We start from the raw sequence: 24281 nt of genomic DNA, 5'->3' as shown, positions 1-24281 counted from the left end.
CCCCCCCCCCCCCCCCCCCCCGGGCGGGCCGGGGGGGGGCGGGGGGGGGGGGCCCGGGGGGGGGGGCCGGGGGGGGGGGGGGGCCCGGGCGCCCCGCCCCCCCCCCCCGCGCCGGGCGGCCCCCCCCCCCCCCCCCCCCCCCCCCCCCCCCCACCGCACCTGTCCTACGCCTCCGGGTCCTCGCCGTCCGGGCGCGGCGGCTTCGGCGGACGGGTCCGGTCGCCCGGGGGCGTGCCCGGGTCGCGGCGCCGCAGATACCGCTCGAACTCGCGGGCGATCGCATCGCCCGAGGCCTCCGGCAGCTCCGCCGTGTCGCGGGCCTCCTCCAGCGACTGCACGTACTCCGCGACCTCGCTGTCCTCGGCCGCCAGCTGGTCCACGCCCAGCTGCCACGCCCGCGAGTCCTCGGGCAGCTCGCCCAGCGGGATACGCAGGTCGATCAGGTCCTCGAGCCGGTTCAGGAGCGCCAGCGTCGCCTTCGGGTTCGGCGGCTGCGACACGTAGTGCGGGACCGCCGCCCACAGCGAGACCGCCGGGACACCGGCGTGCGTGCAGGCCTCCTGGAGGATGCCGACGATGCCCGTCGGACCCTCGTACTTCGTCTCCTCCAGGTCCATCCGCGTCGCCAGGTCGGGATCCGACGTGACCCCGCTGACCGGGACCGGCCGGGTGTGCGGGGTGTCGCCCAGGAGCGCGCCCAGGACGACCACCATCTCCACGCCCAACTCGTGGGCGAAGCCCAGCAGTTCGTTGCAGAACGAGCGCCAGCGCATGGACGGCTCGATGCCCCGCACGAGGACGAGGTCACGCGGCTTGTCGCCGCCGATCCGCACCACCGAGAGCCGGGTCGTCGGCCAGGTGATCTTGCGCACGCCGTCTTCCATGAAGACCGTCGGCCGGTTCACCTGGAAGTCGTAGTAGTCCTCGGCGTCGAGCGCCGCGAACACCTCTCCCTTGAACTCCTTGTCGAGATGCGCGACCGCGGCGGAGGCGGCGTCGCCGGCGTCGTTCCAGCCCTCGAACGCGGCCACCATGACCGGGTCGACCAGCTCGGGAACCCCCTCGAGCTCGATCACTCAGCGCCTCCTTCCGACGTGCCCTCGCGTACCCGCCCACCTTACGGCGTCCGCGGGGGACCTCCGCAGCCCCCTGGAACCCGGCGGCTGCCGGGAACCATGCCCCGAGTCGCGGGCCCGCACTCCACCGGAAGGGGCCGGGGCGTCACAGGGTCGAGCGCAGCCACTGCTCCACGGACGCGATGTGCACCGTCGCCCAGGACCGGGCCGCCTCCCCGTCCCCGTCGCGCAGCGCCGCCAGGATCGCCCGGTGCTCGTGCAGGGTGCGGCTCACCGCGTCCTCCTGGGTCAGACCGCGCCAGACGCGGGCCCGGGTGGTCGGCCCGGACAGACCGTCGAGCAGTGAGCACAGGACCGAGTTGCCGGACGCCTTCACGATGCCGCGGTGGAAGTCGAGGTCCGCGGCCACCAGTTCCTCGACCGAGGGCTGCGGGCCGAGCGCGTCGAGCTGCGCCGACAGCCGGTCCAGCTCCCCGGACGTGATCGAGCCCGCCGCGAGGGCCGTCGCGGCGGGCTCCAGGATGCGGCGCACCGCGAGGAACTCCAGGACCGTGTCGTCCCGGTGGAAGTCGACGACGAAACTCAGCGCCTCGAGGAGGAGTTGAGGATCCAGACTCGTCACGTACGTGCCGTCGCCCTGCCGCACGTCCAGGATCCGGATCAGCGACAGGGCGCGTACGGCCTCGCGCAGCGAATTGCGCGACAGGCCCAGCTCCGCGGCGAGTTCGCTCTCCTTGGGGAGGCGGTCGCCCGGGCGCAGCGCACCCGAGACGATCATCCCCTTGATCTTCTCGATGGCCTCGTCGGTGACGGCCACGACACCCCCCTCTGCTCAGGCCGGAGGGCGAATACCTCCGATGTCTCGCACCATTATGTGCGCAGAGGCCCGCAGGGCCAGGGGGTGTCCGCGATCAGGTACGGGCGGGCGCCTGCGCCGTCCCCGCCGGAGACTCCACCGGGGCCTGCGGCGCCGGACGCAGCAGCAGCCAGCCGCCGCACACCAGCGTCACCGCCTGCGCCCCGGCCAGCAGCGCGAAACCCGCGCCGAAGCCGTGCCCGCCGCTCGCGGCGATCGCCACGCCCATCGCCGTCGGCATGAACGCCGAGACGAGATTGCCCACCCCGTTCACCACGCCGTAGGCGCTGCCCACCGCGTGCGCCGGGGCGCAGCGCTGCACCAGCGTCGGGATGGCCGGGCCCTGGAGCCCCCAGAAGCCGCCGGCCGCGATCAGCCCGGCCGCGGCCAGGCCGTCGCTGTCCGCGCCCATCACCACGAGCACGCTCGCCGCGGTGCCCGCCGAGCCGACCACGAACAGCACCGGAAGCAGCCGCGCCGGCAGCCGGTCGAGCAGGAACCCGCCGAGGAAGCCCGAGGCCAGCGGCATCAGGAACGGCAGCGCCGACACCGCGCCCATCGCCGCGAGCGAGAAGTGCCGCTCCTGGAGGAGGTACGAGGGCAGCCACGCCGTCGAGCCCCACAGATAGCCGAGCGTGGCGATCTCCACGAGCAGGATCGGCACGAGACGCGGCATCCGCAGCGCCTCCCGCAGTGTCCCCACGGCACTGTCACGGCCCGCCGCGGCCCGCAGGCCCCGGCCGCGCACGAACAGCGCGATCAGCGGCAGCCCCACCACCGCGTTCAACGCGGCCAGCGCGAGGAACGACGTGTGCCAGTCGAACCGGTACACGAGGTACGTGATCAGCGGCAGCCCCACGGCCGTGCCCAGGGACACGCCCATCGAGCTGACCGCGTTCGGCTTGCCCGCCTCGTGCGGCGCGAAGTGCTCGCGCACGTACATCGTCTTGAGCGAGAACAGCGGCCCCTCGGCCGCGCCGAGCAGCGTCCGCAGGGCGGTCAGCGTCAGCGCGCCGAGCGCGTACGGCGACAGCAGCGTCATCACCGACCACAGGGCCACGCTCAGGAACAGCCCCCGCCGTACGCCGAGCAGCGTCTCGTACAGCGGGGTGAGGACGAACGCCGCGATGCCGTACCCCACGAGGAAGGCGGTGCTCAGCGCGCCCTGCGCCACCCGGTCGCCGGTGATCCCGAAGTGGTCGGTGAACGCCCGGTCGGTGACCAGGACGGAGATGTTCACGCGGTCCACATAGCTGATCAGGACGACGACCAGGAGCGTCAGGACCCCCGCCCAGCGTGCTCTGCCGCTCAGCCGGTCGCTCATGCGGTCGCCTGCTCCTCCGCCGCGGACTTGTACATGCGGCGCAGCCGGACCACGCCCAGGTCGTGCTGGTAGAGGTTCTCCTGCTGGTCCGCGTCGGACGGCATGGCCTCCAGCATCACGCGGTCCTGCTCCAGGACGTCCCAGTGGCGCTGCTCGATGAGCGTCTTGTAGAGGAAGCGCCAGGTGTCGCGCTGCCAGCCCTGCACCTTGCGATAGCGCCAGAAGAAGACCGCGCAGCGCTCCTCGTCGACCGGCCGGACCATGCCGACGATGCCGAACGCGCCGCCGGGGCCGGCCGAGGGCGGGTACGGGATGGACAGGTCCACCCAGTCGACGCCCGTGCGGCACAGCTCGACCCAGTCGAAGTTCACGCCCCGCTGGTCGGTCTTCTCGAAGAAGTAGCCGCGCCCGGTCTCCCGGATGCGGAACTTCGCGGTGGTGTCACCGTCGAACATCGTGTGCGAGTCGTGGTGCAGGAACGCTCCGTGCATCGGGTCGAGCAGGTTCTCGACCGCGTAACGCCAGGGCACCTCCCACTCCGCGTAGCACAGGAACGCGTCGACGTCGGGGTCGACGAGCGGGTCGGGCAGCGTCAACTCGGCGGGCTGCGGCTGCTGTTCGGTGCCGAAATAGGCGAGGACGGCGCCGGCCACCTCGCGCACGGGCAGCGAACGGACGAGCTTCTTGCCCTCCAGGTTGCAGCCGGGCAGACCGGGCACGGAGGCGACCGTGCCGTCGGACTCGACCTCCACCCCGTGGTACCAGCAGGCCACCCGGTCACCCAGGTGCTTGCCCAGGGACAGCGGGGCGCCGCGGTGCGGGCAGCGGTCCGCGAGCATGCTCAGGGTGCCGTCGGAGCGGCGGAACAGCAGCCACTGCTCGCCCAGGACGGTGACCTTGCGCATCGCGCCCGGCGCGACGAAGGAGGACGGGACGACCGGGTGCCACTGGTCGCGCAGACCGGTCGCGAAGATGTGCTCTGCGGTCAGGTTCACGGCGTTCACGCTCCCAGTCGGTGCATCTCGGCGGCGAAGGACTCCTCGGTCCAGGCGGCCCCGTCGGGGGCGTGGACCCTGCGGGCGTTCAGCCCGCGCACGACGTCCTCGATCTCGTGGCCGTCCTTGGAGAAGACGTCCTCCAGGGTGGCGGCCAGCTTGTACTCGTACGGCGTCGGCTCGTGCGTGCGGGACTGGTGGATCTCCAGGTAGGGCCAGTCCTGCCCGGTGTTCTTGCTCGGGTTGTCGCTCATGGAAAGTCTCCCGTCGGGGGTCACAGGTCGAGGACGAGGCGGCCCGACGCGCAGCGCGAGACGCAGATCATCATCGAGGCGCTCGCGGCGTGCTCGGCGTCCGAGAGCAGGAAGTCGCGGTGGTCGGGGGTGCCGTCGAGCACCCGGGTCTCGCAGGAGCCGCAGATGCCGTCGCGGCAGGAGCTGTTGACGCTCAGGCCCGCCTGCTCCGCGGCCTCCAGGATCGAGGTGCCGGCGTCCACCGACAGGGTCAGGCCCGAGGTGCGGCACTCGACCTCGAACGTCGCGTCGTCCCCGGACCGCTCCACCACCGGCGCCGCGAACCGCTCAAGACGCAGCCGCTCGGCGGAGCAGCGCTCCTCGATCGCGGCGAGCAGCGGCTCGGGCCCGCAGCAGTACACGAGCGCGCCCTCGGGCAGCTCCGCCAGCTCCGACGCCAGGTCGATGTGGCCCAGCTCGTCCTGCGGCACGAGCGTCAGGTCGCCGCCGAGCGCGGACAGCTCGTCGGTGAAGGCCATCGAGGCCCGGCTGCGCCCGCCGTAGACCATGCGCCACGCGGCGCCGCGCCGGGCGGCCTCGCGGGCCATCGCGAGGATCGGAGTGACACCGATGCCGCCGGCCACGAACACGTACGCGGGCGCGTCCTCCAGGACGAAGTGGTTGCGCGGCTCGGACACCGTGACCGGCTGGCCGGGGCGCAGCTTCGTGTGGACGTGGCGCGAACCGCCGCGCGAGGACGGCTCGTTGAGGACGCCGATCCGGTAGCCGCCGGTGTCGGCGGGGTCGCCGCACAGGCTGTACTGGCGGACCTGACCGCCCACGTGCACGTCGATGTGCGCGCCGGGCGTCCAGGAGGGCAGCGGCTTGCCGTCGGGGTGGGTCAGCTCGACGGACAGCACGCCGTCGGCCTCCCAGGTCATCCGCCGGACCAGCAGGGACAGCCGGCCTTCGGCGGGAGTCGTGGTGGTGGACATGGGGGCCTCCCTACGCGGTGGGGATCTTGACGGGCGGGGTGAAGGGGTTCTTCATGGGGCCGAGCGCGGCCAGGTCGACCTCGACGAGGACGGGTCCGGCCGAGCCGACGGCCTCCTCGAGGACGGGCCGCGCGTGCTCGGCGTCGCCGATCCGCAGGTACGGCAGGCCGCAGGCGCGGGCCAGGAGGTCGAAGTCGGGGGTGGCCAGGTCGACGCCGCTGCGGCCCTGGCTGTAGCGGTCCTGCATGTTGCGCAGGACGCCGTAGCCGCCGTCGTTGAAGACCAGCACCGTCAGCCGGGGCCGCTCCTGGGCGACGGTGAGCAGTTCGCCGAGGTGCACGGCGAGGCCGCCGTCGCCGACGATGACCACGGTGGGCCGCTCGGGGGCGGCGAGCGCGGCGCCGATGCCCATGCCGAGACCCTGGCCGATGCCGCCGCCGCGCGGGAACACGTTCGACTCCGGGGCGTACATCTCCAGGAGTCGGTTGCCCCAGCTGCTGGACGGGATGGTGACGTCCCGGGCGATCACCGCGTCGCGCGGCAGGACCGCGCGCAGCGCGTCGCAGATCGCGGCCTGCGGGCCGATGTTGTCGTGCAGGGTGGCCCGCACGTCCTCCCTGACCCGAGCCACGCGCAGCGTCCAGTCCGGCTCGGCGGTCCGGGCGTGGGGGAGCAGGGCGGCGAGCGCGTCGGCGGCGTCGGCGTGCAGGGCGTGCGCCGCCGGGTAGACCCGGCCGAGAGCGGCCGCGTCGACGTCGATGTGGATGTGCCGGTCGGCGCCGGGCAGCGCGAGCCCGTAGTCGGCGGTCTCGTTGGACCGGAAGTGCGTGCCGATCGTGAGCAGGACGTCCGCGTCGGCGAGCAGAGCCCGGCCGTCCGGGGTCGTCGCGAAGTTGCCGATCACCTGCGGGTGGTCCTCGGGGACCGCGCCGCGCCCCGAGTTGGACGTCAGCAGGCCCGCGCCGGTCGCCTCGACGAGCGCGGCCAGCTCGGCGCGGGCTGCGTTCGCCCCGCCGCCGGCCCAGATCAGCGGGCGGCGGGCGGTCGACAGGAGCGTGCCCGCGGCGGCCAGGGCCACCGGGTCGAGCGCGGGGCGCACCGGCTCCCGCGGCGTGTCACCGTCGTCGGTCTGGGCCGCGTACTGGAGGTCGATGGGCCATTCGACGCTGGCCGGGCCGCCGGGGGCGGTGAGCGCGGCGCGGGCGGCCTCGCGCAGGAGCCGGCCGGCCTCGTCGGTGGAGCTCACCGAGACGGCGTGCTTGGAGACCGCGGTCAGCATGCCGAGCTGGTCCTTGGTCTCGTGGATGAACCCGCGCCCGCTGCCCAGGAACTCACTCTCGACCTGACCGGTGACGTGCAGCACGGACGTGCCGGAGGCGAGCGCCTCGATCAGCGAGCCCGCCGCGTTGCCCGCGCCGGTGCCGGTCGAGGTGAGCGCGCAGCCGAGGCCGCCGCGGGCCCGCCCGTAGGCGTCCGCCGCGTTCACGGCGCTCGCCTCGTGGCGCACCGGCACGAACCGCAGCTCGCGGTCGACGGCCTCGACCAGCGGCAGGTTGTGCACGGACACGATGCCGAAGACCGTGTCGATGCCCAGTTCCTTCAGGACGGCGACGAGGAGGGCGCCTCCGTTGTCGTAACGCATGCGTACTCCTCAGAGGATGCCGCGGCCGACTCCGCCGCAGACGTCGATACTGGTTCCGGTGATGTACGAGGCGCGCGGCGCGAGCAGCGCGAGGATCGCGTAGGCGACCTCCTCGGCGCGGCCGAGCCGGCCGAGGGCGACGCCGCGGTCGGCGGCGAGCTCCGCCTGCCAGTCCTCGTAGGAGAGGCCGGAGTCCGCGGCGGCGTGCCGGCGGGTCCACTGGCCCGTGTCGATCAGGCCCAGGCACACGGAGTTGACCCGGATGCCGTCCGCCGCGAGCTCCGTGGCGAGGGACTTGGAGAGGTTGAGGATGCCGGCGCGGGCGGCGCTGGTCGTGATGAGACGCGTCTCCGGCTGCTTGGCCAGGACCGCGTTCACGTTCACGACCGACGCCGCGTCCGAGGAGCGCAGCAGGTCGCGGGCGGCCTGCAGCGGGTTGAGGACGCCCTGGAACTTCAGGTCCAGCTCGTCGCGCCAGTCGTCCCACGTCGTGTCGTCGAGCCGCTTCATGCGGGACTGTCCGGCGTTGTTGACGAGGCCGTCGAGCCGGCCGCCGAACGCGTCGGCGGCGGTCCGCACGAAGTCGCGCACGGCGTCGGCGTCGCGCACGTCGCAGGTGGCGGTGAACAGGCGGTCGTGGTCGGCGATCCGCTTCAGCCGTTCGGCGTCGCGGCCGCACGTGGCGACGTTCGCGCCTTCTTCGAGCAGGGCGCGGACCGTGGCCAGGCCGACGCCCGAGCTGCCTCCGGTGACCACGTAGGTCCGGTCGGCGAGGCCCAGATCCATGGCAGAACTCCTCGGTGTGTCAGGTCAGTTCATGGTGAAGCCGCCGTTGACGGCGATCACCTGTCCGGTCAGGTAGCGGGACTCCTCGGAGAGGAGGAAGGAGGCGACACCGGTCAGGTCGCCGGGCTGCTGCGGGCGCTCGATGGCCCGGTTCGCCCGGTACAGGTCGTGCCGCTCGGCGGGGACGGCCTGCGTGGCCTCGCCCTCGGTCAGGCCGGGCGCGAGCGCGTTCACCGTGATGCCCCGCTCGCCCAGTTCCCGCGCCATGGCCCGGGTCAGCGCGATGACGGCGCCCTTCGATGCGATGTAGTGGGCGAGCCGCGGGGAGCCGTAGAGCGCGGCGTCCGAGGCGATGTTCACGATGCGTCCGGTCGGGCCGAACAGCGGGTGCAGCGCCTTCGCGACCAGCCAGGGACCACGGGCGTTCACCGTCATCAGGCGGTCCCACACCTCGATGTCGATGTCCTGGAACTCCTTGCCGCCCACGCCGTTGGCGAGCGCCGCGTTGTTCACCACGCCGTACAGCTCGCCGGGCAGCTCCCGCACCGCGCAGGCGAGTGCCTCGACGGAGGCGGGGTCCGCCACGTCGCAGCGCACGAAGCGGGCGTCGAGCCCCTCCGCCCGCAGCTCCGCGGCGGCCTGCTCGCCGCGCTCGGCGTCGAGCTCGGCGACGACGACCCGGAAGCCGTCCTCGCCGGCCCGGCGGGCCATGGCCAGTCCGAGGCCACGGCCCGCGCCGGTCACGACGACCGTACGGGCGTCTGCGGGCGACTGCTCAGTCACGGGTGACGCCGTGCATCGGCGAGTACTCGGGGTACGAGGGCACCTGCGGCTTCTGCGTGCCGATGACGACGCAGAACAGCGCGTCGGTGTCGCCCTCGTTCTTCAGCGAGCGGGTCACGCCGGCCGGCACCACGATCATGTCGCGGTAGCCGAGGGTGCGGTACTCGACCTCGTCGGGGCCGCGGTGGATGCCGACCTTGACGTTGCCCTCCAGGACGAAGAAGGCCTCTTCCACGTCGTGGTGGGTGTGGGCCGGGCCCTCGGCGCCGGGCGGCAGCAGCATGTTGGAGAAGGTGAAGCCGCCCGAGGGGATGATGCGGCTGTCGCCCTCGTGGTTGCCGGTCGCGCCGGAGCCCACGTAGCGGATCTGGCCGCGGCGGAACTGCGCGCCGGCCTTCTCCTGGAAGGAGAGGGTGTCGAAGTCTGCGACGCGGGATTCCTTCGAGGCGATCAGCGAGTCGGTGTACTTGCCGAGGTCGCCGCCGTTGTCGTACTCGGTGGTGGTCAGAGGCATGGTGGCCGTCCTTTCAGGCAGTGACGATGTGCAGATGGGACAGGACCCAGGCGTTGAACCGCTCGGGCTGTTCCTGGTTGGCCAGGTGACCGGCGTCCTTGACGATCACGTAGGCGGTCTTGTGCAGGGCACCGGCGAGGACCTGGGAGGCCTCGATCCCGGTGACCGTGTCGCGGTCGCCGCACACGACGAGCGCCGGCGCGGTCACCGCGGCGAGCTCCTCGCGCAGGTCGGCGCCCGCCATGGACTCGGCGGCGTACCCGTAGCCGGGCAGCCGGATCGAGCCGGCCATGGTCTCGACGACCCGCTCGACGAGCGCGGCGTCGGCCAGGTCCGAGACCAGCCGGGGCCCGCGCTGCGCGGCGAAGACCCGCGGCCCGACCTCGGCCAGCTCCGTGGCGCGGGCCCGCATGCCCGCCGCCTTCGCCGGGTCCGTGCCGGAACCGGCGCTGGAGTCGGCGACGATCAGCGAGGCCACGAGCTCCGGGTGACGCGTGGCGAGCCGCAGGGCGATGACGCCGCCCCACGAGACGCCCAGCACGTGCGCCGGGGAGCCGTACGCCCGGATCACCTCGGCCGCGGCGTCCGCGAACCCGTCCAGGTCCAGCGGGACCTCCGGGTCGGGGGACTTGCCGTAGCCGGGGGCGTCCCAGGCGATGACCCGGGCGTGCTCCGCGAGCCCTTCGAGCTGCGGGGCGAAGGCCGCCGAGGAGGAGCCGATCCCGTGCAGGCACAGCAGCAGGGGGCCGCTCGCACCGGCCTCCTCCACGTGCAGCGCGGTCACAGGATCTGCCCCGAGCGCCCGGCGAGGGCGGCCAGCGAGCGCAGCACCGCGTAGGGCACGACCTGGCTGGTGGCCGGGTTGCCCGGGTCGGGGCGGTGCGCGACCTCGAAGCGGTACTCGCCGTGCGGGCCCGACGCCTCGACGACGTGCCGGGTCAGCTCGGCCCCCGGATCGGCGACGACCCGGACCCGCACAGCGTCCAGGTCGCCGACGGCGAGGGCGACCGAGGCCGCGACGTTCGTCGACTTGGGGAACTTCACCGGCACGTCGCGCGCCGTGCCCGACATGACCTCGACGGGGCCGGTCGCCGTGCGCAGCCGCTCCAGCAGCTCCTCGTCCATCCAGGGCTGTTCGAGGGTGGACGGCAGCTTCGTCGTGGTGAGGCGCACCTCGTCCAGCGGGGCGAAGGAGCGCACGGCCTGCAGCAGGTCGAGGCCGCCGACGGCGCCGCCCGTGAAGGACACCCGGCCGGGCCCGGCGGAGAGCAGCCGCTTGGACAGCTCCTCGTCGGTGAGAGCCCCGGTCGAGGCGATCAGCAGGTCGGTGCCGGAGGTGAGGACGCGCTCGCCCCACTCCCGTACGACGCCCTGGCCCGCCGCCTCCACGATCAGGTCGCAGCGCTCGATCGCGTCCTCGAAGGGGACCTGCGCGGCGGGGGCGGCCTCGCCGAGCGGGCGGTTGTCGACGATGCAGGTCAGCTCGGCGCCCTGCACCTCGCCACGGGCGAGGGCGGTGCCGACGACGCGGCCGATGGCGCCCCAGCCGACGAGTCCCACCTTCAGGTTCTTCGGAGTGGTCGGGGTCTTCGCGTGCTTCGGGCTCGTGCTCACTTGTGCTCTCCTTCCGGCGCGCCGGCCATGTGGCAGCGGATCTCCTTCGACGGCGGTCCCGCCGTCCCCCACAGGTCCGACAGCTCGGGGACCCGGCGCCAGACCTTGGCGATCCAGCGGTCCTCGACGACCTGCGCGACCTCGGACGTGTACTCGCACACCAGCCCGGTCGGGTCGGTGAAGTACGAGAAGGTGTTGTTGCCGGGGCCGTGCCGCCCCGGGCCCCACTTCGGGACGATCCCGTGGTGGCGCAGCCGGCCGAGCCCGCGCATGAAGTGGTCGACCGAGCTCATCTCGTAGGCCACGTGGTTGAGGGAGACCCACTCGGCCTGGTTGAACGCGATGCAGTGGTGGTCGGCGTTGCAGCGCAGGAACGCCATCTGGTGCTCGGACCAGTCGGACACGCGCAGGCCGAGGACATCGCGGTAGAAGGCGACGGCGGCGTCGATGTCGGGGGTGTTGAGGACGGCGTGGGTGACGCCGACCGGGACCGCTCCGTCGCGGCCGCGCGGGGCGACCGCCCAGGTGTCGGCGGACAGCTCGACGAGCCGGCCCTCGTGGTCGTGGAAGCGCAGCCCGTAGCCGCCGCCCACCTGGTCGAGCGGGCCCGGCCCGGCGACCGGGACGATGCCGCGGGCCTCCAGGCGGCGGGCCGCCTCGTCGATCTCGGCGGGCGTGGCGACGGCGAACACGAGCCGGCCGAGGCCGGTGCGGTCCGAGCGGGTCAGCTGCAGCGCGTGGTGCTCCTCGCCGGTGCCGCGCAGCCAGCTGGCGCTGTGCTCGGACTCGACGACCTCCAGGCCCCACGCGTCCTCGTAGAAGTCGGTGGCCTCCGCGAAGGAGGGGGTGAGCAGCTCGACCGAGCGCAGCGCGCGCAACCGGGCGATCGGGGGGTGGGTCATACGGAACTCCATGGCAGGAACGGTCAGTTGGCCCAGGGCAGCGGCGCCTCGGAGGTGCCCCAGTACAGGGACTTCTGGCGCTGGTAGGCACGGATGGCGTCGCGGCCCTTCTCCGTGCCGAGCCCGCTGTCCTTCATCCCGCTGAACGGGGTGGAGGCGCTGAACTGCTTGTACGTGTTGATCCAGACGGTGCCCGCGTCGATCCGGCGGGCCAGGCGCCAGGCGGCGCGGTGGTCGCGGGTCCAGATCCCGCAGGCCAGGCCGTACACGGAGTCGTTCGCCCGGCGCACGAGGTCGTCCTCGTCGTCGTAGGGGAGCACCACCAGGACCGGGCCGAAGATCTCCTCCTGGCAGGTACGCGAGGAGTTGTCGAGTCCGGCGAGGACGGTGGGCAGGTAGTACGCCCCGTCCGCGTACTCGGGGCCCTCGGGGGCGGCGCCGCCGCACAGCACCTCGGCGCCCTCGGAGCGGGCCAGGTCCACGTACGCGGCGACGGAGTCCCGGTGGCTGTGGTGCACGAGCGGGCCGACCTGGGTGTCCGGGTCGGTGCCGGGGCCGACGCGCAGCTTGCGTACGCGCTCGACGAGTTCGGCCACGAAGGTGTCGTGGATCTCGCGGGCCACGAACAGGCGCGAGCCGGCGATGCAGGACTGCCCGCTGGACGAGAAGATTCCGAACATCACGCCCGCCAGGGCCTGTTCGACATCGGCGTCGGCGCGCACGATCGTCGGCGACTTGCCGCCGAGCTCCAGCGAGGCCGGGATGAGCTTCTGTGCGGCGATCGCCGCGATGCCCCGGCCGGTCTCGGTGCCGCCGGTGAAGCCGATCCGGCCCACTAGCGGGTGCCGCACGACCGCGTCGCCGACGATCCGGCCGCTGCCGGGCAGGACGGACAACAGGGCGGTGGGCAGGCCGAGTTCGTCCAGTGCGCGGGTGATGAGGCGGCCCAGCTTCAGGGAGACCAGCGGGGTCCACGCGGCGGGCTTGAGGAGGATCGCGTTGCCCGCGGCGAGCGCCGGGGCGATCTTCTGCGCGTCGCTCGCGACCGGCGAGTTCCACGGGTTGATCGCGCCGACGACGCCGATCGGCTCGTGCACGCTCATCGTCACGTACGGGCCGCGCGCCGGGGTGAGCGCGTCCTCGGCGGTCTCCAGCGCGGCCGCCATGTAGCGGAACGTGCCGGCCGCGCTGAGCGCGAGCGCCTTCGTCTCCGTGAGGGTCTTGCCGGTGTCGGCGGTCTGGGTGGCGGCGAGCTCGTCGGCCGCCTCCTCCGTCAACTCCGCGATGCGGTGCAGGAGTCGGGCCCGCTGGTGGGGGAGCAGATCGCGCCAGGCGGGGTCGGCGACGGCCTCGGCCGCCGCGCGGGCCGCCTCGTCGACCTCCTCGGCGGAGGCCGAGTGGACGGTCGCGATGACCTTGCCGGTGGCCGGGTCGACGGTGTCGACGGGGGCGCCGGCACCGCGACGCCACTGGCCCGCGACGAGGATCTCGGTGGAGTGGTCGGACACGGCCGGACCTCCGGGGGAGCGGGGGCAGAGGGGGATCCGGCGGCCTTGGGCAAGGGCCCGAATCGCCGAAGTGCTAGAAATCTAAGTCCTTAAATATCTCCGCGCAAGACCCTCTGGCGGGTCTGTTTCGACCCGGCGGACCTACCATTGAGTAGGTGAACTTGCCGGCAAGTGCGGATGGCGCGACCAATAAAACCTCTTAGCCCCTAACCATTGACCGCTTAGAAATCGGCTCCTACTGTCGGCGGAACTCCCCTGTTCCGTGTTCGCGGAAGGACCCCCCCCTCATGACGACTTTGGCCGGCAAGCAGGGTCTCGGCTCGATCGCAGCCAGACTGGAACGGCTGCCCCAATCCCGCTGGCACGTCAAGGTCCGGTGTCTCATCGGCGCCGTGACGTTCTTCGAGGCCTTCGACCAGCTGCTCTCCGCCTCCGCCCTGCCCGTGCTGATCCGGGACTGGCACCTCAGCACCGGCCAGGCGACCTTCGCGGTGACCTCGGCCTCCATCGGCATGCTGCTCGGCGCCCTCGTGGCCGGCTGGCTGGGAGACCGGATCGGCCGGGTGCGCACCGTCGCCCTGGGCGTCATCGTCACCGGCGCCGCCAGCCTCGCCGTCGCCTTCGCGCCCGGCATCGAGCTCTTCTCGCTCTTCCGCTTCGTCCAGGGTCTCGGCATCGGCGGCGTCGTACCCGTCGCCGCCACGTACATCAACGAGATCGCCCGCTGCGACAAGCGCGGCCGCTTCGTCCTCCTGTACGAGATGGTCTTCCCTGCGGGTCTCGCCGCCGCCAGCCTGGTCGCGGTCTGGGTCGTGCCGAACCTCGGCTGGCGTGCCATGTTCGTGCTCGGCGCCCTCCCCGTGATCATCGGCGCCCTGCTGCCCCGCAAGGTCGCCGAGTCCCCGCGCTGGCTGCTCTCGCAGGGCCGCGTCGACGAGGCCGAGCGGGTCATCGCCCGGATCGAGGCCGAGGTCGAGCGCTCCGTCGGCGCTCCGCTGCCCGAGCCCGGCGCCGATCCCGGGGCGGAGACCGGGCGCGGCCGCCTGCGCGACCTGTTCACCGGGCGCTACCTGCGCCGCACCGTGGTCCTGTCCGGCCTGTGGTTCGTCGCGTACTACGTCAACCACGGCGTCTCGGCCTGGCTGCCCTCGCTCTACACCAAGGAGTTCGGCCTCGACCTGACCACCGCGCTCCAGTACACCCTGCTGAGCAACATCACCGGCCTGGTCGGCACCTTCGCCGTCGCCCTGGTCATCGACCGGATCGGCCGCCGCCCCGCCCTGGTCGCCGCCCTGTCCGGCACCGCGCTCGCCCTGGGCGTCCTGGCCCTGACCGGCGCCACCTCCGGACTGAAGGTCGCACTCTTCGCCTCCTTCACGACCCTCTTCGTGTACGCGGTCAACGCGGGCCTGTACCTCTACTCGCCCGAGCTGTACCCGACCGCGAACCGTGCCCGGGGCGCCGCCTTCGGCGGTGTGTGGAACCGTCTCGGCGTCATCCTCGGCCCCGTCACCGTCGGCGCGATCCTCGGGGCGGGCGGCGGCCTCGGCCTGGTCTTCGCCCAGCTGGCCTGCGTCGCGGTCGTCGGCGCGGTGATCGCCCTCTTCGCCGTCGAGACCAAGGGCCGCACCCTGGAGGAGCTGAACGCCTAGTCTCCTCGGTACGCCTGCCACGGCGCCGGGCCCCTGTGCGAGGGGCCCGGCGCCGGCCGTTTTCCCCGGGAGAACCCCTGCGAGGGGCATTGCTTCAGGGGTAGAATTTTCAGGGGCGTACGATCTCACGCCCCTCCGGACAGGTGCCGGAGAGACGGACGAGGGGACGGGGTGCGGGGATGGCCGAGCGGAAGGTGACGCGGCAGGACGCCGTGACGCAGATCGTGGCGGACTGGGCGCGGGAGCGCCCCGAGCTGGACACCGCGCCCCTGGAGGTGCTGGCCCGGCTGCACCGCTCGTTTCTGCACTACAACACCCGGCTCAGCTCCTCCATCGAGCGGCACGGACTGTCCGTCGCCGGATTCGACGTGCTGACCGCGCTGCGCCGGGCCGGAAAGCCCTACCGCCTCACCGCCGGCCAGCTCGCCGACTCCGGGCTCGTCTCCTCCGCCGGGGTCACCCTGCGCATGGACCGCCTGGAGAAGGACGGCCTCATCGTGCGCGAGCGCGACGCCGACGACCGGCGCGTCGTCTACTCCCGGCTCACCGACGAGGGCCTCGCCAAGGTCGACACGGTCTTCGCCGACCACCTCGACAACGAACGCCGGATGCTCGCCGGCCTCTCCCCGTCCGAGCGCCGCCAGCTCGCCCGCCTCCTCGGCAAACTGGAACGCTCCATCGTCGACTCGGACGGCATCGAGGACTAGGAGGGCCGGTCCGCCGGCTCCCACAGCGTGCTCGGTGCCTCCCGGCGGACCACCGGCGCGATCTCCTCGGCGAACCGCTGGAGCGTCTCGATCTGCTCGCCCGTGCCCTGGCCGAACGTGTCCACGGTCACGGACTGCAGATCGTGGCGGTACACCGCGTGATAGCCGAGGATCTTGTCGATGATCTGCTGCGGCGAACCGATCAACTGCGGCCCGTCCGCGATCGCGTCCTCGATCGTGCGGAACGGTGTGTTGTAGCCCGCCTTCCCCGCCAGATGCGGCTTGAAGGTCTGCGCCACCTTCGCCTCGTACAGCTTCTTGTACCGGGCCACCGCCTGCTCGTGCGTGTCCGCGATCAGCAGCCCGCCCGAGCCGGCCGCCACATGCGCCCGCGCCGGATCGTGCCCGTACGCCGCGAACCGTTCCCGGTAGTGCTCGATGAGCCGCGCGTACGCGACCCGCGGCTGGATCGCGTTCGCCGTGAACAGCGGATCGCCGTGCCGGGCCGCCAGCTCGGGGGAGTTGAGGGAGGTCGCCGAGCCGTGCCAGATCCGGGGGAGTCCCGCGTACGGGCGCGGCACAGTGGTCACACCCTTCAGCGCGGGCCGGAACTCGCCCTCCCAGTCGACGCCCTCCTCCGTCCACAGCCGGCGCAGCAGCTCGTACTTCTCCCGCTGCAGATCCCACTGCCGCGCCTCGTCGAGCCCGAACAGATCGAAGTGCCCGGCCTCGGCGCCCTTGCCGATCACCAGCTCGACGCGGCCGCGCGAGAGCTGGTCGAGGGTGGCGTAGTCCTCGGCGACCCGGACCGGGTCGAGGATCGCCACGACGGTGACGCCGGTGAGCAGCCGGATCCGGCTGGTGCGGGCCGCGAGGGCGCCGAGCACGACGGTCGGGCTCGACGACAGGAAGGCCCCGGCGTGCCGCTCACCGACCGCGTACCCGTCGTACCCGAGCCGCTCGGCGGCGACCCCGACGTCGACGACCTGCGCCAACCGGTCGGCGGCGGAGGGAAGTTCACCGGACAGCGGATGCGGCGCGTGCCCGACGATGGACAGAACCTGAAACTTCATGCGTCCACTGTTGCGCCGGGCTGTTGCGCACCTGTGTACGCAGCATGGCAACAGCCCGGCCCAGCCTCGCTAGTCCTACTTGTCGTCGAGGACCTTCTGGACCTTGCCGCGAACCTCGTCCGAGTCGAGCCCGCGAATGGTCAGCGTCGTACGACGGCGCAGCACGTCGTCGGGCGTCTCGGCCCACTCGTGATCGCGCGCGTACACGACCTGCGCCATGATCTCCGGCGCGTCCGGGTGGACCCGCTCGCCGAGCTCCGGGTTCTCGTTCGCGAGGCGCGCGATGTCGAACGCGAGCGAACCGTAGTGCGTGGCGAGGTGCTTGGCCGTGTCGGCGCCCATGCGCGGACCGGGCGCCGGATTGTCGACAAGGAGACGGTGCGCGACGGCGCGCGGATTGGCGACACCGGGCAGCGGCAGCCGCTTCGGCAGCTCCTTGATCGGCTCGAAGTCCTCACCGAGCGGATGCCCGGGCAGCGCCTCCAGCTTCTGCATGACGGTGCGGCCGATGTGCCGGAACGTCGTCCACTTGCCGCCGGCGACGGACAGCATCCCGCCGCGGCCCTCGGTGACGACGGTCTCCCGCTTGGCCTTCGACGTGTCACCGGGCCCGCCCGGCAGCACCCGAAGACCGGCGAAGGCGTACGTCATCAGCTCCCGCTTGAGCTGCTGGTCCCGCACGGAGAACGCGGCCTCGTCGAGGATCTGCTCGATGTCCTTCTCGGTGACGGAGACGTCCGCGGGATCGCCCTCGTACTCCTCGTCGGTCGTGCCGAGCAGCAGCATGTCCTCCCAGGGGAGGGCGAAGGTGATGCGGTACTTGTCGATCGGGGTGGCGAGCGCGGCCTTCCACGGGGAGGTGCGCTTCATGACGAGGTGCGCGCCCTTGGACAGGCGTATGGAGGGCGCCGCGTTCGGGTCCTCCATCTTGCGCAGGTGGTCGACCCAGGGACCGGTCGCGTTGAGCACGAGCCGGGCGCCGACGCCGAACTCCTCGCCGTCGAGCCGGTCGCGCAGCTCGGCACCGGTGACCCGGCCCCGGGTGAAGCGCAGCCCCGTGACCTCGGCGTGGTTCAGCACCACGGCCCCGGCGTCGACAGCCGCCCGCACGGTCATCAGGGCCATGCGCGCGTCGTTCATCTGGTCGTCGCCGTACACCGCGACGGCCTTCAGGTTCTCGGTGCGCAGCTCGGGCACGTCCTGCTGCGCCTTCGCGGGGGACAGCAGGTGGCCGACCCCGTCGCCGAAGCCGGACAGCGCGCTGTACGCGAAGACACCGGCGCCCAGCTTGGCGGCGCCGTGCGGGCCGCCCTTGTAGACGGGCAGGTAGAAGGTGAGGGGGTTGGCGAGGTGCGGGGCCACGTTCCGGGACACCGCACGCCGCTCGAAGTGGTTCTCCGCGACGAGCTTCACGGCGCCGGTCTGCAGGTAGCGCAGACCGCCGTGGAGCAGCTTCGAGGACGCGGAGGAGGTGGCGCCGGCGAAGTCGCCGGCGTCGACCAGAGCCACCCTGAGACCGGACTGCGCCGCGTGCCAGGCCGCGGAGATGCCGAGGATGCCGCCGCCGATGACCAGGAGGTCGTACGTCGCCTTGGAAAGCTGCTCGCGGGTCTCGGCGCGGCTCGGGGTGGAGCCGGCTGCCGGGTGCGTTCCGAGGGCAGGCACGGTCTGCAGGGTGGACTGGGTACTCATGGTGGGGTCTTACTCCTCGACAGAGCTGTCTTCGAGCCAGCCCATGGACCGTTCGACGGCCTTGAGCCAGCTCTTGTACTCACGGTCACGGATCTCCGCGTCCATGTGGGGCGTCCACTCGGCGGCCCGGCGCCAGTTGGCACGCAGGTCGTCGGTGTTGGACCAGAAGCCGACGGCGAGACCGGCGGCGTAGGCGGCGCCGAGGCAGGTCGTCTCGGCGACCATCGGACGCACCACGGGCACGTCCAGGAAGTCCGAGAGGGTCTGCATCAGCAGGTTGTTGGAGGTCATGCCGCCGTCGACCTTGAGCGCGGTCAGCTCGACGCCGGAGTCCTTCGTCATGGCGTCGGTGATCTCGCGGGTCTGCCAGGCGGTGGCCTCGAGCACGGCGCGGGCGATGTGCGCCTTGGTGACGTAGCGGGTCAGACCCGCGATGACACCGCGCGCGTCCGAGCGCCAGTACGGGGCGAACAGGCCGGAGAAGGCCGGCACGAAGTACGCGCCGCCGTTGTCCTCGACCGAGGACGCGAGCGTCTCGATCTCGGCGGCCGACTTGATCAGACCCATCTGGTCGCGCATCCACTGCACCAGCGAACCGGTGACGGCGATCGAGCCCTCCAGGGCGAAGACCGGCTTCTGGTCGCCGATCTGGTAGCCGACCGTGGTCAGCAGCCCCGAGTACGAGTTGATGATCTTGTCGCCGGTGTTCATCAGCATGAAGGTGCCGGTGCCGTACGTGGACTTGGCCTCGCCCTCGGCGAAACAGGTCTGGCCGAACAGGGCCGCCTGCTGGTCGCCGAGCGCCGAGGCGACCGGGATGCCGCCGAGCAGCTCGCCCAGCGGGCCGCCCGTGACCTCGCCGTAGACCTCGGCGGAGGAGCGGATCTCCGGGAGCATCTCCATCGGCACGCCGATGGAGGCGCAGATGCGCTCGTCCCACTGCATCTCGTGCAGGTTCATCAGCAGGGTGCGGGAGGCGTTGGTGACGTCCGTGACGTGCCGGCCGCCGTTCACCCCGCCCGTCAGGTTCCAGATGACCCAGGTGTCCATCGTGCCGAAGAGGATGTCGCCGCGCTCGGCGCGCTCGCGCAGCCCCTCGACGTTGTCGAGCAGCCAGCGGGCCTTCGGGCCGGCGAAGTAGGACGCGAGCGGCAGACCGGTCTCGCGGCGGAACCGGTCCTGCCCGACGTTGCGGCCGAGCTCCTTGCACAGGGCGTCGGTGCGGGTGTCCTGCCAGACGAGCGCGTTGTGGACGGGCTCACCGGTGTTCTTGTCCCAGAGCAGCGTGGTCTCGCGCTGGTTGGTGATGCCGATGGCCTTGATGTCGTCGCGCGTGATGCCGGCCTTCGTGACGGCCCCGGCGACCACTTCCTGGACGTTGGTCCAGATCTCGGTCGCGTCGTGCTCGACCCAGCCCGGCTTCGGGAAGATCTGCTCGTGCTCCTTCTGGTCGACCGAGACGATCCGGCCGTCCTTGTCGAAGACGATGCAGCGGCTGGAGGTGGTGCCCTGGTCGATGGCCGCGATGAACGGACCTGCGGTGTGTGCGTCGGTCACGGTGTGCTCCTGGTGGTGCGTCGGTGGTCGGTGTCGGTGGCGTCGCCCGTGCGGCTGCCGGATCAGCTCGTGGCTGTCAGAACAGCTTGTAGATGAATGCGGCGAGCGCGCCGCCGATCAGCGGACCCACCACCGGGATCCACGCGTACGACCAGTCCGAACCACCCTTGTTGGGGAGCGGCAGCAGGGAGTGGACGATGCGCGGGCCCAGGTCGCGGACCGGGTTGATCGCGTAGCCGGTGGGACCACCGAGCGAGAGACCGATGCCGACGACGACCAGAGAGGTGATCAGCGCGCCGAGGACGCCCAGACCGTTGCCCCCGTCGTTCAGGCCCTGGGTCAGGATCGCCAGGACGAGCACGACCGTGGCGATGATCTCCGTCATCAGGTTCTGGATCGGGTTCCGGATCTCCGGGCCCGTGGAGAAGATGCCGAGCACCGGGCCGGCCTTGGGCGCCGCCTTCGGGTCGACCATGCCCTCGTCACCGTCGGTGCGGTGCGCGGCGAGGACCTCCGGGTCGGTCAGGTGCGCCTGGAACTGGCCGTAGTAGACCAGCCAGACCAGCACCGCGCCGATCATGGCGCCCAGCAGCTCCGAGGCCAGGTACAGCGGCACGTCGCTCCACTTGGTCCCGCCCTCGATGGCGAGGCCGATGGTGACGGCCGGGTTCAGGTGGGCGCCGGAGACGCCGCCCGCCAGGTAGGCGCCGGTCAGGACCGCGAAGCCCCACCCGAAGGTGATGGCGACCCAGCCGGCGTTCAGCGCCTTGGAGCGCTTGAGCGTGACGGCGGCGCACACGCCACCGCCGAGCAGGATGAGTACGGCGGTACCGATGGTCTCGCCGAGGAAGATGTCGTGGCTGGACACCCGCGACTCCTTTGTCCTTCGTCCAGGGGAATACCCGAGTGACGAACCCCCGGGTCCGTTTCCGGTGGTCCGAGCCCCCGATTGCGGGGGGCGGGTCCGGCCTGGCCTGTCCACACTCTAACGTCTATTGCCGGTAGGTGTTCGACAATGCCGACCGATGGACGCGAGTCTTGCTCCGGGGTTACTCGCTCGTCAAGGGTTCTGTTATCGAAAGCGCGATCGTTATTGATCGTCCGGACTGATCAGTCGCCCGCCGGTCTCCGGCGGTCACGGTGGGTCGCCGACGGGCGGCTGCGACGGTCGCTGATTGCGGTCGCTGTGGGGTATCAGTCGGTCTCGGTCGGTCTCGGTGGCGGTCTCGGTGGTCGGTCGAGGTGCGGTCCGGGCGTCCATCGATGGTCGCGCGGATGCGTGCACGCTGCACCCTGAAACGACGAAAGCCCCGCCGGAAGGCGGGGCTCGCGGGGCGGGGCGGGCTCAGAAGCGGCTGGCGCCCAGGTCCCGGGAGACGGCGCGGGCGCAGTCCCGCACGGCCGCGATCAGCTCGGGCCGCAGCTCGTCCTTGGCGTCGGTCCGGCACACGCGCTCCACCGCCCCGGTGATGCCGACCGCGCCCACGGGCATCCGGTGCCGGTCGTGGATCGGCGCCGCGACCGAGGCCACGCCCTCCCAGGTCTCCTCCACGTCCGCCGCGTACCCGCGCGCCCGCGTCAGGTCGAGGACTGTCTCGAACGCGCCCAGGCCGGCCACCGTGCGGGCCGTGAACTCCTTGCGCTCGGCCTCCACGACCTCGCTGTGCGCGACCGGGTCGTACGCCGAGAGGACCTTGCCGAGGGCCGTCGAGTGCAGCGGCTGCATCGCCCCGACCTCCAGGACCTGCCGGCTGTCGTCGGGCCGGAAGACGTGGTGCACGATCAGCACGCCCTGCTGGTGCAGCACGCCCAGGTACACGGCCTCGCCGCTGGAGCGGGCCAGGTCGTCCGTCCAGACGAGGGCGCGGGCCCGCAGCTCGTGCACGTCCAGGTAGCTGTTGCCCAGGCGCAGCAGCTCGGCACCCAGCTGGTAGCGCCCCGACGCCGCGTCCTGCTCGACGAACCCCTCGGCCTGCAGGGTGCGCAGGATCCCGTGGGCCGTGCCCTTGGCCAGGCCCGTCGCGGAGGCGATGTCGGAGAGACCGAGCCGCCGCTCGCCGCCCGCGAGGAGCCGGAGCATCGCCGCGGCCCGTTCGAGCGACTGGATGTTGCGTGCCATCTCAGTCCTTCCTCCTGGATCCTCGCACGGGACCATCGTTCGACAATGCTGAACAGTATCGGCCGTTGCCGACCTCATGCCATTACGGCGTGCGCCGATATTTCACCCCACGACCGACCGGGGTCGTCATCCGGCCAGTGTGGCGTGCCGTTTCGGCACGTGGACGCCTGGGCGCCACCCGGGGGGTCCCGGCTACCCTGACCGGGTGCGCATCCAGCAGTGGACGCGCAAAGCCGACAGCCGTCGCACCCCAGGGAGCACTTTCATGGCCTCGTTGCCGACGCCCGCATCCGATCCCCGAGCCCGCGTGGCCGCCCTCAGGGACGCCCTCGCCACCCGTGTCGTGGTGGCGGACGGCGCCATGGGCACCATGCTGCAGGCGCAGGATCCCACCCTGGAGGACTTCCAGAACCTCGAGGGCTGCAACGAGATCCTGAACGTCACGCGGCCCGACATCGTGCGTTCGGTGCACGAGGAGTATTTCGCGGTCGGTGTGGACTGTGTGGAGACGAACACGTTCGGTTCGAATCACACGGCGTCGGGCGAGTACGAGATCGCCGACCGGATCGTGGAGCTGTCCGAGGCGGGCGCGCGGATCGCGCGTGAGGTGGCGGACGAGTTCGCGGCGAAGGACGGGCGTCAGCGGTGGGTGCTGGGCTCGATCGGTCCGGGCACGAAGCTGCCGTCGCTGGGTCACATCGACTACGCGACGATCCGTGACGGTTATCAGCAGAACGCGGAGGGGCTGCTCGCGGGCGGCGCGGACGCGCTGATCGTGGAGACGACGCAGGACCTCCTCCAGACGAAGTCGAGCCTGATCGGTGCCCGCCGCGCGATGGACGCGCTGGGCGTGTCGGTGCCGCTGATCTGCTCGCTGGCCTTCGAGACGACCGGTGTGATGCTGCTGGGCTCGGAGATCGGCGCGGCGCTGACGTCCCTGGAGCCGCTGGGTATCGACCTGATCGGCCTGAACTGTTCGACGGGCCCGGCGGAGATGAGCGAGCACCTGCGTTATCTGGCGCAGCACTCGACGACGCCGCTGATGTGCATGCCGAACGCGGGTCTGCCGATCCTGACGAAGGACGGCGCGCACTTCCCGCTGACTCCGGTGGAGATGGCGGACGCGCAGGAGAACTTCGTCAACAGCTTCGGCCTCTCCCTGATCGGCGGCTGCTGCGGCTCCACGCCCGAGCACCTGCGCCAGGTCGTCGAGCGGGTCCGTGATCTCGCTCCGGCCGAGCGTGCTCCGCGGCCCGAGCCGGGTGCTTCGTCGCTGTATCAGACGGTGCCGTTCCGGCAGGACACGGCGTACATGGCGATCGGTGAGCGGACGAACGCGAACGGGTCGAAGAAGTTCCGTGAGGCCATGCTGGAGGGCCGCTGGGACGACTGTGTCGAGATGGCGCGGGATCAGATCCGTGAGGGCGCGCACATGCTGGACCTGTGTGTGGACTACGTGGGTCGTGACGGTGTCGCCGACATGGAGGAGCTGGCCGGGCGCTTCGCCACCGCCTCCACCCTCCCGATCGTGCTCGACTCGACCGAGGTCGATGTCATCCAGGCGGGCCTGGAGAAGCTGGGCGGGCGTGCGGTCATCAACTCGGTGAACTACGAGGACGGTGACGGGCCGGAATCGCGGTTCGCGAAGGTCACCCAGCTCGCGAAGGAGCACGGTGCGGCGCTGATCGCGCTGACCATCGACGAGGAGGGCCAGGCCCGCACCCCGGAGAAGAAGGTGGAGATCGCCGAGCGGCTGATCGCCGACCTGACCGGGAACTGGGGGATCCGTGAGTCGGACATCCTCATCGACACGCTGACCTTCACGATCTGCACGGGTCAGGAGGAGTCGCGGGGTGACGGTGTCGCGACGATCGAGGCGATCCGGGAGCTGAAGAAGCGTCACCCGGAGGTGCAGACCACGCTGGGTCTGTCGAACATCTCCTTCGGTCTGAACCCGGCCGCGCGCATTGTCCTGAACTCGGTGTTCCTGGACGAGTGCGTGAAGGCGGGTCTGGACTCGGCGATCGTGCACGCCTCGAAGATCCTGCCGATCGCCCGCTTCGACGAGGAGCAGGTGCAGGTCGCCCGTGACCTGATCCATGACCGTCGCCGCGAGGGCTATGACCCGCTGCAGCGCCTGATGGAGCTGTTCGAGGGAGCCACCGCGAAGTCGCTGAAGGCGGGCAAGGCGGAGGAGCTGGCGGCGCTGCCGCTGGAGGAGCGGCTCAAGGCCCGCATCATCGACGGTGAGAA

General features: G+C 71.8%; 22 protein-coding genes. 3 read left to right on the top strand and 19 right to left on the bottom strand.

The annotated features are described in order from the left end of the window. Positions 1 to 164 precede the first annotated feature (164 nt). From ACIBTU_RS30725 to ACIBTU_RS30660, 14 genes are all read right to left on the bottom strand, one after another. Entirely contained in the window at positions 165 to 1076 is a 912-nt protein-coding gene (locus ACIBTU_RS30725) for a PAC2 family protein (protein WP_399129859.1), read from the bottom strand. Between the two features lie 145 nt (positions 1077 to 1221). Next, positions 1222 to 1893, bottom strand: a complete 672-nt coding sequence (locus tag ACIBTU_RS30720) for a FadR/GntR family transcriptional regulator (protein ID WP_399129856.1) — start codon at positions 1891 to 1893, stop codon at positions 1222 to 1224. 94 nt (positions 1894 to 1987) lie between these two features. Then, positions 1988 to 3256, bottom strand: coding sequence for an MFS transporter (locus tag ACIBTU_RS30715; protein WP_399129854.1), 1269 nt, complete (start codon positions 3254 to 3256; stop codon positions 1988 to 1990). Then, complete coding sequence (locus ACIBTU_RS30710) at positions 3253 to 4251, bottom strand: Rieske 2Fe-2S domain-containing protein (protein ID WP_399129853.1); 999 nt, start codon at positions 4249 to 4251, stop codon at positions 3253 to 3255. The genes ACIBTU_RS30715 and ACIBTU_RS30710 overlap by 4 nt, the downstream gene beginning before the upstream one ends. Positions 4252 to 4256: 5 nt before the next feature. Next, on the bottom strand, positions 4257 to 4505 hold the full coding sequence (locus tag ACIBTU_RS30705; protein ID WP_399129851.1) for a recombinase-like helix-turn-helix domain-containing protein: 249 nt from the start codon (positions 4503 to 4505) through the stop codon (positions 4257 to 4259). A 20-nt stretch (positions 4506 to 4525) separates the two neighbouring features. Then, positions 4526 to 5479, bottom strand: coding sequence for a PDR/VanB family oxidoreductase (locus tag ACIBTU_RS30700; protein ID WP_399129850.1), 954 nt, complete (start codon positions 5477 to 5479; stop codon positions 4526 to 4528). A 10-nt stretch (positions 5480 to 5489) separates the two neighbouring features. Next, positions 5490 to 7121 carry a thiamine pyrophosphate-binding protein gene (locus tag ACIBTU_RS30695; RefSeq protein WP_399129848.1) on the bottom strand — a complete coding sequence of 544 codons (1632 nt, stop codon included), beginning with the start codon at positions 7119 to 7121 and terminating at the stop codon, positions 5490 to 5492. A gap of 9 nt (positions 7122 to 7130) precedes the next feature. Next, positions 7131 to 7907: an SDR family oxidoreductase gene (locus ACIBTU_RS30690; RefSeq protein ID WP_399129847.1), complete on the bottom strand. Its 777-nt coding sequence runs from the start codon at positions 7905 to 7907 to the stop codon at positions 7131 to 7133. A gap of 24 nt (positions 7908 to 7931) precedes the next feature. After that, positions 7932 to 8690 carry an SDR family oxidoreductase gene (locus tag ACIBTU_RS30685; protein ID WP_399129846.1) on the bottom strand — a complete coding sequence of 253 codons (759 nt, stop codon included), beginning with the start codon at positions 8688 to 8690 and terminating at the stop codon, positions 7932 to 7934. Next, positions 8683 to 9204: a cupin domain-containing protein gene (locus ACIBTU_RS30680; RefSeq protein WP_399129844.1), complete on the bottom strand. Its 522-nt coding sequence runs from the start codon at positions 9202 to 9204 to the stop codon at positions 8683 to 8685. The genes ACIBTU_RS30685 and ACIBTU_RS30680 overlap by 8 nt, the downstream gene beginning before the upstream one ends. 13 nt (positions 9205 to 9217) lie before the next feature. Next, a complete protein-coding gene (locus ACIBTU_RS30675; RefSeq protein ID WP_399129842.1) occupies positions 9218 to 9988 on the bottom strand; it encodes an alpha/beta fold hydrolase in 771 nt (256 codons plus the stop codon). Further along, positions 9985 to 10818 (bottom strand): aspartate dehydrogenase domain-containing protein, encoded by an 834-nt coding sequence (locus tag ACIBTU_RS30670; protein WP_399129841.1) that lies wholly within the window; start codon positions 10816 to 10818, stop codon positions 9985 to 9987. The genes ACIBTU_RS30675 and ACIBTU_RS30670 overlap by 4 nt, the downstream gene beginning before the upstream one ends. Further along, the gene (locus ACIBTU_RS30665) at positions 10815 to 11720 is read right to left on the bottom strand and encodes a VOC family protein (RefSeq protein ID WP_399129839.1); all 906 of its coding nucleotides are present in this window, start codon (positions 11718 to 11720) and stop codon (positions 10815 to 10817) included. Before ACIBTU_RS30665 ends, ACIBTU_RS30670 begins: the two co-directional genes overlap by 4 nt. A gap of 23 nt (positions 11721 to 11743) precedes the next feature. Next, entirely contained in the window at positions 11744 to 13228 is a 1485-nt protein-coding gene (locus ACIBTU_RS30660; RefSeq protein ID WP_399129838.1) for an aldehyde dehydrogenase, read from the bottom strand. A gap of 287 nt (positions 13229 to 13515) precedes the next feature. Between ACIBTU_RS30660 and ACIBTU_RS30655 the strand changes: the two genes are divergently transcribed. Then, on the top strand, positions 13516 to 14880 hold the full coding sequence (locus tag ACIBTU_RS30655) for an MFS transporter (protein ID WP_399129836.1): 1365 nt from the start codon (positions 13516 to 13518) through the stop codon (positions 14878 to 14880). A gap of 179 nt (positions 14881 to 15059) precedes the next feature. Continuing rightward, positions 15060 to 15587, top strand: a complete 528-nt coding sequence (locus tag ACIBTU_RS30650; RefSeq protein ID WP_399129835.1) for a MarR family winged helix-turn-helix transcriptional regulator — start codon at positions 15060 to 15062, stop codon at positions 15585 to 15587. On the opposite strand, the gene ACIBTU_RS30645 is transcribed toward ACIBTU_RS30650, so the two are convergent. The 5 genes from ACIBTU_RS30645 to ACIBTU_RS30625 all read right to left on the bottom strand — a co-directional run bounded on the left by ACIBTU_RS30645 (position 15584) and on the right by ACIBTU_RS30625 (position 22028). Then, positions 15584 to 16660 carry an LLM class flavin-dependent oxidoreductase gene (locus ACIBTU_RS30645; RefSeq protein ID WP_399129833.1) on the bottom strand — a complete coding sequence of 359 codons (1077 nt, stop codon included), beginning with the start codon at positions 16658 to 16660 and terminating at the stop codon, positions 15584 to 15586. The genes ACIBTU_RS30650 and ACIBTU_RS30645 overlap by 4 nt on opposite strands. A 75-nt stretch (positions 16661 to 16735) precedes the next feature. Beyond that, entirely contained in the window at positions 16736 to 18352 is a 1617-nt protein-coding gene (locus tag ACIBTU_RS30640) for an FAD-dependent oxidoreductase (RefSeq protein ID WP_399129832.1), read from the bottom strand. Positions 18353 to 18361: 9 nt separating this feature from the next. Further along, positions 18362 to 19909, bottom strand: a complete 1548-nt coding sequence (gene glpK / locus ACIBTU_RS30635; RefSeq protein WP_399129831.1) for a glycerol kinase GlpK — start codon at positions 19907 to 19909, stop codon at positions 18362 to 18364. A gap of 76 nt (positions 19910 to 19985) precedes the next feature. Then, the gene (locus ACIBTU_RS30630) at positions 19986 to 20777 is read right to left on the bottom strand and encodes an MIP/aquaporin family protein (RefSeq protein WP_399129829.1); all 792 of its coding nucleotides are present in this window, start codon (positions 20775 to 20777) and stop codon (positions 19986 to 19988) included. Positions 20778 to 21254: 477 nt separating this feature from the next. Further along, positions 21255 to 22028, bottom strand: a complete 774-nt coding sequence (locus tag ACIBTU_RS30625) for an IclR family transcriptional regulator (protein ID WP_399129827.1) — start codon at positions 22026 to 22028, stop codon at positions 21255 to 21257. A 265-nt stretch (positions 22029 to 22293) separates the two neighbouring features. Between ACIBTU_RS30625 and ACIBTU_RS30620 the strand changes: the two genes are divergently transcribed. Then, positions 22294 to 24281: homocysteine S-methyltransferase family protein (locus ACIBTU_RS30620; protein ID WP_399129826.1), on the top strand; the 1988-nt coding region annotated here is incomplete at its 3' end.

Source organism: Streptomyces sp. NPDC050145, assembly GCF_044460245.1.
In the GTDB taxonomy this organism is placed as follows: Bacteria; Actinomycetota; Actinomycetes; order Streptomycetales; family Streptomycetaceae; genus Streptomyces.
This window is presented reverse-complemented; position numbering and strand designations above follow the sequence as displayed.

Excerpts from the sequence above, each read along its gene's own strand:
- ACIBTU_RS30715 (WP_399129854.1), bottom strand. The coding sequence starts at position 3,256 with ATGAGCGACCGGCTGAGCGGCAGAGCACGCTGGGCGGGGGTCCTGACG.
- ACIBTU_RS30705 (WP_399129851.1), bottom strand. The coding sequence starts at position 4,505 with ATGAGCGACAACCCGAGCAAGAACACCGGGCAGGACTGGCCCTACCTG.
- ACIBTU_RS30700 (WP_399129850.1), bottom strand. The coding sequence starts at position 5,479 with ATGTCCACCACCACGACTCCCGCCGAAGGCCGGCTGTCCCTGCTGGTC.
- ACIBTU_RS30695 (WP_399129848.1), bottom strand. The coding sequence starts at position 7,121 with ATGCGTTACGACAACGGAGGCGCCCTCCTCGTCGCCGTCCTGAAGGAA.
- ACIBTU_RS30690 (WP_399129847.1), bottom strand. The coding sequence starts at position 7,907 with ATGGATCTGGGCCTCGCCGACCGGACCTACGTGGTCACCGGAGGCAGC.
- ACIBTU_RS30680 (WP_399129844.1), bottom strand. The coding sequence starts at position 9,204 with ATGCCTCTGACCACCACCGAGTACGACAACGGCGGCGACCTCGGCAAG.
- ACIBTU_RS30665 (WP_399129839.1), bottom strand. The coding sequence starts at position 11,720 with ATGACCCACCCCCCGATCGCCCGGTTGCGCGCGCTGCGCTCGGTCGAG.
- ACIBTU_RS30655 (WP_399129836.1), top strand. The coding sequence starts at position 13,516 with ATGACGACTTTGGCCGGCAAGCAGGGTCTCGGCTCGATCGCAGCCAGA.
- ACIBTU_RS30650 (WP_399129835.1), top strand. The coding sequence starts at position 15,060 with ATGGCCGAGCGGAAGGTGACGCGGCAGGACGCCGTGACGCAGATCGTG.
- ACIBTU_RS30645 (WP_399129833.1), bottom strand. The coding sequence starts at position 16,660 with ATGAAGTTTCAGGTTCTGTCCATCGTCGGGCACGCGCCGCATCCGCTG.
- ACIBTU_RS30640 (WP_399129832.1), bottom strand. The coding sequence starts at position 18,352 with ATGAGTACCCAGTCCACCCTGCAGACCGTGCCTGCCCTCGGAACGCAC.
- ACIBTU_RS30625 (WP_399129827.1), bottom strand. The coding sequence starts at position 22,028 with ATGGCACGCAACATCCAGTCGCTCGAACGGGCCGCGGCGATGCTCCGG.